At 45.8% G+C, this 12765-nt stretch carries 7 protein-coding genes and 1 pseudogene; 5 read left to right on the plus strand and 3 right to left on the minus strand.

Going from position 1 to position 12765, the window contains the following annotated elements; genetic code table 11:
• Positions 1-59: 59 nt before the first annotated feature.
• Positions 60-302, plus strand: coding sequence for a hypothetical protein (locus A6D97_RS00420; protein WP_065583577.1), 243 nt, complete (start codon positions 60-62; stop codon positions 300-302).
• A 121-nt stretch (positions 303-423) separates the two neighbouring features.
• Here the strand turns inward: A6D97_RS00420 and A6D97_RS00425 are convergent, their stop codons facing one another.
• From A6D97_RS00425 to A6D97_RS00435, 3 genes are all read right to left on the minus strand, one after another.
• Positions 424-3279 (minus strand): FAD-binding and (Fe-S)-binding domain-containing protein, encoded by a 2856-nt coding sequence (locus A6D97_RS00425; RefSeq protein WP_065583578.1) that lies wholly within the window; start codon positions 3277-3279, stop codon positions 424-426.
• A 416-nt stretch (positions 3280-3695) separates the two neighbouring features.
• On the minus strand, positions 3696-4835 hold the full coding sequence (gene lldD / locus A6D97_RS00430; RefSeq protein WP_065583579.1) for an FMN-dependent L-lactate dehydrogenase LldD: 1140 nt from the start codon (positions 4833-4835) through the stop codon (positions 3696-3698).
• A 201-nt stretch (positions 4836-5036) separates the two neighbouring features.
• The gene (locus tag A6D97_RS00435) at positions 5037-6731 is read right to left on the minus strand and encodes an L-lactate permease (RefSeq protein WP_065583580.1); all 1695 of its coding nucleotides are present in this window, start codon (positions 6729-6731) and stop codon (positions 5037-5039) included.
• A 234-nt stretch (positions 6732-6965) separates the two neighbouring features.
• On the opposite strand from A6D97_RS00435, the gene A6D97_RS00440 reads away from it, so the two are divergent.
• The 4 genes and pseudogenes from A6D97_RS00440 to A6D97_RS00455 all read left to right on the plus strand — a co-directional run bounded on the left by A6D97_RS00440 (position 6966) and on the right by A6D97_RS00455 (position 12707).
• Positions 6966-7883 carry a LysR family transcriptional regulator gene (locus A6D97_RS00440; RefSeq protein WP_017061562.1) on the plus strand — a complete coding sequence of 306 codons (918 nt, stop codon included), beginning with the start codon at positions 6966-6968 and terminating at the stop codon, positions 7881-7883.
• An 11-nt stretch (positions 7884-7894) separates the two neighbouring features.
• Positions 7895-9955, plus strand: a complete 2061-nt coding sequence (locus tag A6D97_RS00445; RefSeq protein WP_065583581.1) for a prolyl oligopeptidase family serine peptidase — start codon at positions 7895-7897, stop codon at positions 9953-9955.
• 439 nt (positions 9956-10394) lie between these two features.
• Positions 10395-10748, plus strand: a pseudogene (locus A6D97_RS00450) (substrate-binding domain-containing protein); the annotation flags it as partial.
• A 537-nt stretch (positions 10749-11285) separates the two neighbouring features.
• On the plus strand, positions 11286-12707 hold the full coding sequence (locus tag A6D97_RS00455) for a hypothetical protein (protein WP_065583583.1): 1422 nt from the start codon (positions 11286-11288) through the stop codon (positions 12705-12707).
• Positions 12708-12765 lie beyond the last annotated feature (58 nt).

Genomic DNA, 12765 nt, shown 5'->3' on the forward strand with positions numbered 1-12765 from the left:
GACGCTTTTTGATCGGCTCGAAAGTTAAACAGGCCCTAGTTAAGTGTAAAGGATTCAACATGTATCTAGTTTTGTATTGCCACAATATTGGTATGACCGACTTTTCTTTCTTTGAGACGGAAGATTTCGATAAGGAAGATGGCTATATCGTGCGAGGCAAATGGCCGAACGAGAAAGCGTTCCGTGATTACGTAACCAAAGAGTTTGGTGACATGAACGAGTTCCAAGTGATCGACTTAATCGCCAAAGGCGCAGAAGCAGAACACTACTCGCCAGAAGAGTTGGTGCGCTTAGCTCAGTAGCCGCTAGCTCAGCAATATCTAGCTCGGTAATACGTTTTAAATCGAATAAACAAATGGCAGCCTGATTGGGCTGCCATTTTTCGTTTTAAGCTAGAGCACGTTGCTCGCAGTATGAGTGGATCTACTGCGCCACTTCGTCCACCAAGTACAAGATTGATTGATACGGAATGCCACTGTGGTGTGATAAACCGATCTCACAGGTTCGGCTGTTACTAAAGCCACGAGTGCAGTTGCTCGGCACTTGTTCCTTGAGTGGGTGGACTGCCGCTTCATTTAGTTCTGGCGTAGTGAAGCCTTTGTCACCCGCCCAGCCACAACATTGAATATGCTCTGGAACAATCACTTCTTCGGTACAGGCTTTAGCGAGGTTTAGCATCGCACTTTCTAAGCCCATTCGGCGAGAGCTACAAGTGACATGCAGCATTACGGTTTCTTTCAGTGGCTCAAGCGTCAGGTGCTCTAGCAAGTATTGATTCACAAACCCTGTCGGCTCTAGCACCTCTAATGGCTTGGTGAACTGCTCAATACTGCGTTTAGCACATGGGCTGGTATCCATCAATATTGGGTATTCACCCTGACGACTGGCTTGCCATAGCACTTCTTCCAACTGCTGAGCCTTCGACTGTGCTAAGTCGGTCATTCCTTTGCTGTCGTAAGGCATACCACAGCATTGGTCATCTAGCTTCTTCGGTAGAATTACCTCGAATCCTGCCTTGTTGAGCAAAGACATGGTCACTTCAGTAAGAGGACGTTGGTCGCCCGCATCACTTTGTTGCCCCATGGTTCGACTGGCACACGAAGGGAGGTAAACCACTTTCTTATGATTGCTTGAGTTTTCTGCCGTCACTGGTGATGAGACTAGCGTGTGACTATTGGATTGCGGCATCTCAGGCATCCAAACTGGCGTCGCGCCTTTGGTGATAGAGCGCAAGCCGTTAGTTAGCTTGCCGACAGTATTTGCGCCTAATACTTTGCTCGCTACTTGGTTGGTTTTGAGGCCAGCCTTGGTGAGTTTTGTAGTGGTCGAGAAATGATCCGCTGTCCACTTAGCGATTGGCGTAAATTTCTCGTACTTGGCAATACGAAGCTTTTTAATCAAATCACCGGTGTTGATTCCCACTGGACAACGTTCGGCACACAGGCCGGTTGCGGCGCAAGTATCAATGCCTTGGTATTCAAAGGTTTTCTCTAGTTCGCTTGCTTCTATCTCTTCACCCGCAGCTCGGCGGCGTTGTAACTCGCGGTACAGCACGATACGTTGGCGTGGCGATAGAGTTAAGGTACGAGACGGACAAACAGGCTCACAGAAGCCACACTCGATACAGCGGTCGACAAGGTCGTCGGCAGCAGGCATTGGCTTCAAATTCGTGATGTGTGAATTTGGATTGTCGTTAATAATAACACCGGGGTTGAGCAGTCTTTCTGGATCAAACAAGGCTTTGATCTGTTGCATCAAGGCGTAGCCATCTTTACCCCATTCCAATTCGACATAAGGTGCCATATTACGGCCAGTGCCATGTTCTGCTTTCAGGGAACCTTGGTATTTCACCGCGACCAGTTCGGCAACGTCATCCATGAAACCGCCGTAGCGATCGATTTCTGTTTGGCTGTCGAAGCCTTGAGTAAATACAAAGTGCAGGTTGCCTTCAAGGGCGTGACCGAAAATGATCGCTTCGCTGTAGTCGTATTTATCGAACAACTCTTGCAGCTCTCGAATACCGTTAGCCAGGTTTTCAACAGGGAAAGCCACGTCTTCGATGATAACGGTTGTGCCAACTTCACGAACGGCCCCAACTGCTGGGAACATGCCTTTTCGAATGCCCCACAGGGTTGCAACAGTCTTTGGATCGGACGTAAAAGGGACCGATTCAACAATCGTGTAATCAGCCAATGCATCCAAAATTGATTTACATTGTAAATCTAAGTCCTGCTGGGAGCTGGCGTGTGATTCCACCAAAATAGCCGCCGCTTCTAAATCTAGGTTTGGCATAAACGCAGGCATACCCGGTTTATCCGCGACAGAACGTAGCGCCCTGCCGTCCATCAACTCAACGGCTGCAACCGGAGTTTTGGATAATGTAGTTACGGCTTTACTTGCTTGCTCGATGTCGGCAAACACCAATAGCGCTGAAGCTTTGTTCGGGTGTTCAATCACCGTGTTGTAAGTGATCTCGGCTATGAAGCCTAGCGTGCCTTCTGAGCCAATCATCAGGTGTTTGATGATCTCAATTGGATCGTGGTAATCGACCAAGGCATTCAGAGCGTAGCCAGTGGTGTTTTTGAGGCGGTACTTGTGGCGGATTCTGTCTGCAAGTTCTTGGTTTGACGCTGTCTGTTGATGTAATTCGACAATGCCTTCAAACAGGTCTTTATGTGATTCCTTGAATGCCTCAACACTTGCGTTGTCAGCCGTATCAAGCAGGGAGCCATCACTCAATACGATTTTCATGCTCTCAACGGTGCGATACGAGTTTTGCGCAGTACCACAACACATGCCGCTGGCGTTATTCGCCGCGATGCCACCGATTTTACAGGTATTGATTGAAGCTGGATCTGGGCCGATTTTACGTTGGAAAGGGGCGAGGTATTTGTTGGCATCAGCACCAATCACACCGGGCTGAAGAATGATCTGATTGCCGTTATCGACAATTTCATGACCACGCCAGTCGTCGGTAAGGGTGATGAGCACCGAGTCTGAAACCGCTTGTCCTGACAGGCTGGTGCCTGCGGCGCGGAAGGTAAAGTGAATGCCGAGTTCGCGACAGCTTTGAATGGTGAATATCACTTCGTCTAAGTTTTTAAGCCTTAGAACCATTTTCGGCACCAAGCGATAGAAACTCGCATCGGTGCCGTAAGCCAATCGCTTTGCCTCTTGCGTGACAATGCGTTCTGTTTCTATTTTTTGAGCCAGTATCGCTTCAAGCTGCTGATAAGCTTGTGCGTCTATTACTCGCTCATGGGATGTGTTTGTCTCCATCTTTGCTTCCTTGTGCTTCTTATTTGGCACTGATCAGGGCGTGTTGACCTTTCGTGGTTAAATTTTGTTCGAGATAAAAGCGTTTTAATCGCGGCGAGGGGGAAGTAGCCTAGTCACTCTAAGCAAATCCCCCTCAACAAAGAGTAAAACGCTTTTAGCCGAACCCTTCGGGCAGCGTTTGCTGGCCATTTCTACTACGTTATCGGCTTCTCATGTAGGCTAGCTACACATCGACGCCTCTGCCTTGTATAAATACCCAGCAACTCGCTGTAAAAATCAGCTCGAAAGATCAACACGCCCTAGTTTTTATTTTATTTTCCAGTGCTTAAACGGTGTCACAACGGTAGTGGAATTGCTGTGACACCGATTGAACTTCAGCCTAAGTAGACCAAAGCATGAGTCTGAATCGTGGAGATTTAATCTAACCCCACCAAAGATTCACGAGTTAAGTCTTTGATTGTCCTCGCGCCTGTTAATGTCATCGCAACGCGCATCTCTTTGTCGTAAAGGTCGAGTAGATTCTCAACGCCGGCTTGTCCTTGCGCTGCTAATGCGTAAACGAAAGAACGGCCAAGCAAGGTGCAGTCTGCGCCCAATGCCATCATTCGAACCACATCCAAGCCAGTACGAATGCCAGAGTCGACCAGAATTTTGGTGTCGCCTTTAACTGCATCAGCAATCGAAGGCAGCGCTTTGGCACTTGATAGAACGCCGTCAAGCTGGCGGCCGCCGTGGTTTGAAACCACAATGCCGTCTGCGCCAAATCTCACCGCATCCTTTGCATCTTCTTCATCAAGAATGCCCTTGATGACCATTGGACCGTCCCAGAAATCACGAATCCACTCTAGATCTTTCCATGAAATCGACGGGTCGAAGTTATCACCTAACCAACCGATGTAGTCTTCCAGCTTGGTAGGAGAACCACGATAAGTAGAGATGTTGCCTAGGTCGTGTGGTTTACCCAGTAAGCCGACATCAACTGCCCAGCTAGGATGACGCATAGATTGGAATACGCGGCGTACTGCTGCATTTGGACCACTCATTCCTGAGTGCATGTCACGGTAGCGAGCGCCGGGTACGGGCATATCCACGGTGAAGACCAGTGTTGTGACGCCAGCGGCTTTAGCGCGTTCAAGAACGTTCTTCATGAAGCCACGGTCTTTTAACACGTAAAGTTGGAACCACATTGGGCGTTCAATCTTAGGTGCAACTTCTTCAATCGGACATACCGACACGGTCGACATGGTAAAAGGGATGCCTTTGTTGTCGGCGGCTTTTGCTGCTTGTACTTCACCGCGTCTTGCGTACATACCCGTTAAACCAACAGGCGCCAGTGCGATTGGCATCGCTAGCTTCTCGCCAAATAGTTCGGTTTCCAAATTTAGGTCCGACATGTCGTTGAGTACGCGTTGTTTTAGCGCAATCTCAGCTAGGTCAGCCGTGTTGCGACGTAGGGTATGTTCTCCGTAAGAGCCACCATCAATGTAGTGGAAAAGAAACGGTGGTAATTTCGCTTTTGCTGCGGCGCGGTAATCAGTCGATGCGGATATGATCATAATTTCAGTCCTAAATTCTTGGGATGTTGCTCTTCTTTGAGAGCTTGGTTTGGGCTGCTTTAATTCGGGAAAATGGCGTTAATACCCATGGGTGTTGATGTGCTCTAGTATCCATCCCGGAACTCATCAACTGTCTTATTAGACGGTGTCGCTGTCGGGGAATTGAGTATTAACGCCAAGTGCTTTTGAACGACTTATGGTTTACATAAGTGCGTCGGTCATTTTGAATCCGTAGATAACCACTAGGCCGATGATGCCTGTCATCACCAAGTAGTAGAACGTTGGAATGATTGTCTTACGTAGGGTTGCACCTTCGCGTCCTAGCAAGCCAACAGTTGCTGATGCCGCTACCACGTTGTGAATCGCAATCATGTTACCTGCTGCTGCACCAACGGCTTGTAGAGCAACAACCACCGCACTAGAGATAGTCAGAGTCTGCGCTACTTCGAATTGGAACTGGCTGAACATCATGTTTGAAACTGTGTTCGAACCTGCAATGAAGGCACCTAACGCACCAACCGTTGCACTCAATGCTGGGAATGCGCTACCAACGAGGTCAGCTGCGAAGTTTGCCGTGGTTACGGGCATACTTGCTAAATCTGCGCCGTTCACACCAGAGTTAATGAAGATACGAACCATTGGGATGGTGAACACCAACACAAAGCCTGCGCCAATCAGAGTCTTGCTCGATTCACCGAAGGCTTTAGCCAGTGGCGTTGCGCTGCGAGATTGCATGAGAACAGCAACCAGCGCGACGAAGACCAAGATACCGCCCGGTAGATACAGAGGCTGAATCGCAGTGCTCACACCGGTTTCACCAAGGATGTTGCTGAACGATAGGCTAACGCTCTTCAGTAGGCCTTTGAATTCAGGGCTCACGCGGCTCGCAACCAAGGTCACCGCTAGCAGCACGTATGGTGCCCATGCCATCGCCATGCTCATCTTCTTATGGCCTTGATTGTTGTCGTCAAGGTCGATTTTCAGAGAACCTAGCCATTCTGCAGGCCACTTGTCTTCGCTCTCAAAATCCCATTTTGATTTAGGTACTAGGAAGCCGCGTTTTGCTGCTGTTACAACAATCGCAAGGCCAACCAAACCACCAATCAGTGATGGGAACTCAGCACCTAGGAAAACACCCGTTAGTGCGTAAGGAATGGTGAAAGCGGCACCTGCGAACAGTGCGAATGGCAGGATATCAAGACCTTCAGTCCAGCTTTTGTTCTTACCGAAGAAGCGAGTCAGCATCATCGCCATCAATACAGGAATCATCACACCAACGCAGGCGTGGATGATCGCAACACTTGATGTGATCTGTTGTAGGTAAGCATCCCATGTTGAACCATTGGCAATCAGGCTTTCACCGATGTTGTGCGTATCCAAACCTTTGTTTACGCCAACAATGATAGGTGTACCAACCGCGCCGAATGATACTGGCGTAGATTGGATCATCATGCCCATCAGTACCGCAGCCAGCGCAGGGAAGCCGATAGCAACCAGCAGTGGTGCAGCGATGGCAGCTGGTGTGCCGAAGCCAGATGCGCCCTCAATGAATGAACCGAAACACCAAGCAATGATGATTGCTTGAACACGACGGTCAGCGGATATATCAGTGAATCCGTTGCGGATGGTGGTGATAGCTCCGGTGTGTTTCAAAGTGTTTAATAAGAAGATGGCGCCGAACACAATCCAGAGAACCGACACTGTAATGCCGAAGCCTTGGAATACAGAAGCCAACACGCGAGTGCCAGACATGTCCCAAGCAAGTAGGGCGATAGCAACGGTTAAGGCAAATGCCACAGGCATCGCTTTTTTTGCAGGCCAGTTAAGGCCAACCAGCAGAATCGCTGCAACAACTATTGGTGAAAATGCCAATAGGGCTAGTAGAGTTTCACTCATGGGTACTTCCTCGTACTGTTTTCAAACGTTCATGTTTGAAGTAAAGATCACGTTATGGTTTGTCATTATTTGAATCGCTTTGGCCTCTAAACGGGAACCTTCTTTAGGCGAATCTTGTAATTGGAATGACTGTTTTTGTAATTGTTTTGTTAATTTGGCGTGAATTTACCCCTTTATTTTTTATTGATATAGGGAAATAATGAAAATAATTAATTCCAAAATTGGCATAATCAGATGCGAGCAGACGATTTGATCCTGTTTTCACAGGTGGTAGAACTAGGCAGCTTCAGTAAGGTGGCAGAACAAAATAACCTTACAAATTCGGTAGTTAGTAAGAGAATTGCGCGTTTGGAAGAAGAGATTGGCGTGCAGCTATTATATCGAACCACGCGTAAATTGACGCTTACCGAGGCGGGTAAGGCAATGTTACACGGAGCCAAAAATGTGAAGCAGGCGGCTCAAGAGGCTATGGACGCAGTTTCTGGCTTTGGTGAAAATGTCAGTGGTCATATCAAAATGTCAGTGCCTACTATCTCCGGAGATTTGATTCTCGCAGACGCTGTGGCCGAGTTTTGTAATATGCACCCAGGTTTAACGGTCGATATGTCTCTTAACAATCGATTTGTTGATTTGGTTGAAGATGGTCTCGACTTGGTCATTCGAACCGGTTACTTGGAAGACTCCAGCCTTATTGCCCGTCATATATTGGATTCACAATGGGTGGTGTGTGCCTCGCCATCTTATATCGCTAAGAACGGTAAGCCGATGCAGCCCAAGGATTTGGTTGAGCACAATTGCTTGCAATACGCCTATCAAACAACGGGTGCTAGCGAATGGCAGTTTCTGCATAGCAAAGATGGCTTTACCGATAACGATAAATACATAGTGCGCGTCTCGGGCTCTTTTTCTACTGATAATGCGACGGCATTACGAAAAGCCGCTTTGGGCGGTCATGGTGTGGCGTACGTGCCACGTTGTCTGGTGTATCACGATATTCGTAACGGCCAGCTGGTGGATATCTTCCCTGATTTAGTCGGTAAAAAGCTGGGTATTTATGCGGTGTACCCGTTCACTCGTCAGCCACCGAACAAGATTAAGTTATTGATTGAACACATCAGAACGCGTTATCTGACGATTTCACATTATTTTTAATAAGGATCACGATGAGCTATTTAAAAGAGTATCAATATCCAGTCACCAACAAACAGATCGTCAGCGATGACTATTTTGGTCAGATAGTCGAAGACCCATATCGCTGGTTAGAAGACGACAGAAGTGACGAAACCGCGCAGTGGGTGGCGAGTCAAAACGCAATCACGTTTGATTACCTCGCTCAAATCCCGTATCGCGCGGAACTGAGAGAGCGACTGGCAAAAGCACAAGACTACAAAAAGAGCTCGCAGCCGTTTGTGCGAGGTGATTATACCTATTTCTATAAGAATGATGGTCTGCAGAACCACAGTATTCTCTATCGTCAGAAAGAGGGGCAACAGGTTGAAGTATTCCTAGATCCGAATACCTTCTCGGAAGACGGCACCACATCTCTAGGCTCGGTGTCGTTTTCTAAAGACTACAGCTTAGTGGCGTACAGCATTTCTGAAGGTGGTAGCGACTGGCGCAAGATCTTCGTGATTGATACCGAGACTAAACAGCAGCTTGAAGCCGAAATCACTGACGCCAAATTTACTGGTATTTCTTGGTTGGGTAATCGCGGCTTTTATTACTCTAGTTACGACAAGCCAGACGGCAGTGAACTCTCTGCTCGTACTGAGCAACACAAGCTGTACTTCCATGAGTTGGGTACAGAGCAAGCTAGCGACAAAGTTATCTTTGGTGAGAACAACGCTGAGCAGCACCGCTATGTATCAGGCTATACCACCGAAGACGACCGTTACTTGATCATTCTAGGGCGAGAGTCGACATCGGGTAATAGACTGTTCTATATCGATTTAAACTCACCAGAACAACAGCTGAACACGCTGATTGATCATGTGGATAGCGACATTTATCTCATCGATAACCAAGATGAGACCTTCATTCTATATACGAATCTTGATGCGCCTAATGGCAAGGTGGTGAGCTTTGGTACTCGCGATGGGAAATGGCTCGAAATCATCCCTGAAAAGCCACAGCCATTGGATATCAGCACGGGTGGTGGCCACTTGTTTGCTCACTACATGGTGGATGTGGTGTCGAAAATTGAGCAGTTGGATTACCAAGGTAACCTAGTTCGTGAAATTCATTTGCCTGGGCTGGGAACGGCCAGTGGCTTAGGTGGAAAAAACGAGCAAACTCAGCTTTATTACACCTTTACCAACTATGTAACGCCGCCAACGATTTTCTCTTTCGATGTCGAATCAGGCAATTCTGAAATCTACCAACGCTCTGAGTCTCCGTTTGAGTCGGATCAATTTGAGTCTAAACAAGTCTTCTATACCTCGAAGGATGGCACCAAGGTTCCGATGCTTATCTCTTATAAGAAGGGATTAGTGTTAGATGGCAATAATCCAACCATGTTGTACGCCTATGGTGGCTTTAACGTTAGCCTAACGCCTTCTTTCTCGGGCACGGTTGGCAGTTGGCTAGAACTGGGTGGCGTATATGCGGTGCCGAACCTGCGTGGCGGTGGTGAGTATGGTAAGGCGTGGCACAAAGCGGGAACTCAGCAGAAAAAGCAGAATGTCTTTGACGACTTCATTGCTGCTGCCGAGTTCTTAATTGAAGAAAACTACACCAGTAGCGATAAGTTGGCGATTCGCGGCGGTTCTAACGGAGGCTTGCTGGTAGGAGCTTGTATGACACAAAAGCCTGAGCTGTTCCAAGTGGCTCTGCCTGCTGTTGGGGTGTTGGACATGTTGCGTTACCACACATTCACGTCTGGCGAAGGGTGGGCGTACGACTATGGCACATCCGCGCAGAACAGAGAGATGTTCGAATATCTGCTTGGCTATTCTCCGGTTCATAATGTGGTGCGTGGCACGGATTATCCAGCAACATTGGTGACGACCGCTGATCACGATGACCGCGTAGTACCGGCTCACTCTTATAAGTTCATCTCAGAGCTGCAAGATAAGCATGAAGGTAGTGCGCCCGTGATGATTCGTATTGATGTTAATGCGGGCCATGGCGCCGGAATGCCGCTCAGCAAAGCGATCGATCTCACCGCCGATATCTACGCATTTACTCTGTTCAATATGGGGGTTGCGTCTCTAGATTCACTTTAACGAATGCTTGATTCTAGATAACTGGGTATTTTACTCAGACCAAGAAGCCTCAAAATCTACCTTAGATTTTGAGGCTTTTCATATATATGAAAACCAATCAAAACTGCGTCATATTTCCTTCACTTTCACACACTGTTTTCCGTGATAGCCGCCACCAATACCGATGAAATGAAAGCGATTTCAAGCTGATATCTCACGCAATATCAACCGTAACCTGTTGATCTTAAATCAGTAGTTTTCGTCATGGATATTCTAAAAGTTTCATGGCATTTAGGCTGATTTATCAGTGTGAACAGCAACCAACTTTTCAACGCTTTCATTGCTTAATATTTCCCTGTTCGATGAAAACTCAAAAAAATAATAGGGAATTACAATGCAAAAATTTAAGCTTTTGCCAATAACAGTCGCAGTGGCGGCCTCGCTTGCTTCACTCTCTTCTTTTGCTGCTGATACTGATATCGAAGCATTAGAAAAACGAATTCAAGAGTTAGAATCTAGGGTTCACTTCTCCGCCTTGTTTACTGCTAACGACCAAACCGCTTACGGGGTGATTAAGGCGCTACACGATCACGGTTATAAAGTGCCAGAAGATGTGTCAGTGATTGGGTTTGATGACTTACCAACGTCGAAGTATTTCACACCCGCGTTAACAACATTAAGGCAGCCAATTGAAGAGATTGGTGAAGTGTGTGCTCAGTCGATCTTGAACTTGTTATCTGGCGAGCGACATGAAGCAAGGTTGCCTCAGATTGATTTAATTGTGAGAGAGTCGACCAAATCTTTGTATCGTTAATTTCAAGACAAGCATCAAGGTGGTGCGCCTGTGATGATTCGTACTGATGTCAATGCGAACCATGGTGCAGGAATACCGCTGAGTAAAGCTATCGATCTCACCGCTTATATTTGCGCGTTCATATTGTTCAATACGGGGCAGGTAAGCTAAAACACTTTTGCCCCGAAGTGAGTCAGAGAGGGATTAAACTCACTTTGAAACCCTTCAACTTGTCTTACTTCTCCTCATGTCTAGAGTTCCAACAATGTAGCTAAATGTTCTAATCCACAACAGACTAATCTTCAATCACACTTACGCACGAATATGTTGTCCAACCAAACCTAAATCATTGAATAATAAACAAATAAAAGGAAAGTTTTGATTAATGACATGCCTTGAATTGGAAGCAATATGTGCTTGCACATTTTTCAACCAGAAATTAGATTCAACCTGAATTATATATTTAATTTTCAGTTGGTTAGATAGGATTCTTGAGATATGCTGAATACGTAAATTCGTGCTGGCACGATATTAAAATGTTATATTTTTGGAGGATATGTGGATACTAGAGAGCTTTACAAATATCAAACAACGTATCTCGATATATTGAATGATTTTTTCGTAAAATTGGTTGGTAAATGTGCAACATCCTTCCGATCGTTTGACTCTGTTCATCAAGACATGAAGCAAAATGTGCACACTATGGCTAGTGGTGACAATTACTTTGCAGATCTTGAGGCTAACTTACGAGCGTTGTACTCTCAGCATGGTTCAGCAGCATTTCAGTTCGCTCAAGAATTAAATGCTTGTAAATTGGTTCTCGGGGGAAGTTCTCGTTTCTACGAAACTCAACTCAATGCGACCAAAAGGTCAATATTATTTTCCGATACGGTTCTTATCCCTGATCCAGTATTACCATACTTTGAGCGAGATAGAGGTGAAGAAAAATTCATATACATTAATATCGTAAAAGCCATTTTTTACGTTCTTCAAATGAAAGAACTCAATAAGAATAGCTTTGATTTATTACCATTTTTTATTTTTCCTAGCTGGGAAAAATCGCTAGAAGAACACGATACGCATACCCAAGAGCAAATTAGTCAGTTGGTTGTCGATGTTTTTAATCATTATGTGGATTCTGGTATACAAAGTGGTGAAGATATTTTTGAATATTCTCAAAAATATGAACAAGACTTCTATGACAAAATCGAAAAGAGTCAACTCTTTGTTGCTCCTGGTCGTAACCCTGGAGATCGTGTTCCTATAGCAATGGGGCATTATCGAACAGAGATGCTTAAAAGTAGGAGCTCACAGTGGTGTGATGAGCATTTAAGGATGCCACAGCAAGCTATTATTGTTAATGCTATCTGTGAGCGAATTGCTCCACAATTCCACTTGTTTGAGAACTCAGATGAGCTTAAGAGTAATCCATTGCTATGTATTGATAGCCAAGCTCATTATTATAAACTTGTTTGTTCGATGAAGAATAGCCAAATATCTAAATTGGCAGCATTTGATGGGCAGACATCAGGGATAGTTCATGCCTTAAATAACAGCCGTTTAGACTTTTTATCAAATATCGAATTTAGTCAAATGGTTGCAATTAGACAGTCTAACGAAAATGTAGATTTTCGGAAGCAACTGAGAGAGCTCGTTGGTACATTGCCATCCACTAAACTTGATGATCTAGAATATGTCTCTGGCGAAGTTTGCTCATATATTGAGTCGTTAATTTCTAAACATCATAAAGAGATCGAGACAATTAAAGCAAAATATCAGGCTAAACATAAGCAAACCGCCTTTATAGGGAGCGCTAGCTTAACTGTTGCAATGTTCCCCGTGCTTGCTCCTTTTGTCACTGGTGTTGGGTTAATGGCTGCTGGTGGAAAGTATATCAATGACAAAATTGAAGAGAAAAATGAGTTGAAACAGGCTTCACATTCATTAATGGGAGTAATGTCTTTGGCTAAGTCGCAATAAAAATATAACAAACGACTATGGCGTCAATGATTAATTTTTGGCAGTGTTTTCATCCCAC

Origin of the sequence: Vibrio sp. ZF57, assembly GCF_001691235.1 — a bacterium.
Taxonomy (GTDB): Bacteria; Pseudomonadota; Gammaproteobacteria; order Enterobacterales; family Vibrionaceae; genus Vibrio; species Vibrio crassostreae_C.

Coding starts and splice junctions, on each gene's coding strand:
- A6D97_RS00420 (WP_065583577.1), top strand. CDS start 60: ATGTATCTAGTTTTGTATTGCCACAATATTGGTATGACCGACTTTTCT.
- A6D97_RS00425 (WP_065583578.1), bottom strand. CDS start 3,279: ATGGAGACAAACACATCCCATGAGCGAGTAATAGACGCACAAGCTTAT.
- lldD (WP_065583579.1), bottom strand. CDS start 4,835: ATGATCATATCCGCATCGACTGATTACCGCGCCGCAGCAAAAGCGAAA.
- A6D97_RS00435 (WP_065583580.1), bottom strand. CDS start 6,731: ATGAGTGAAACTCTACTAGCCCTATTGGCATTTTCACCAATAGTTGTT.
- A6D97_RS00440 (WP_017061562.1), top strand. CDS start 6,966: ATGCGAGCAGACGATTTGATCCTGTTTTCACAGGTGGTAGAACTAGGC.
- A6D97_RS00445 (WP_065583581.1), top strand. CDS start 7,895: ATGAGCTATTTAAAAGAGTATCAATATCCAGTCACCAACAAACAGATC.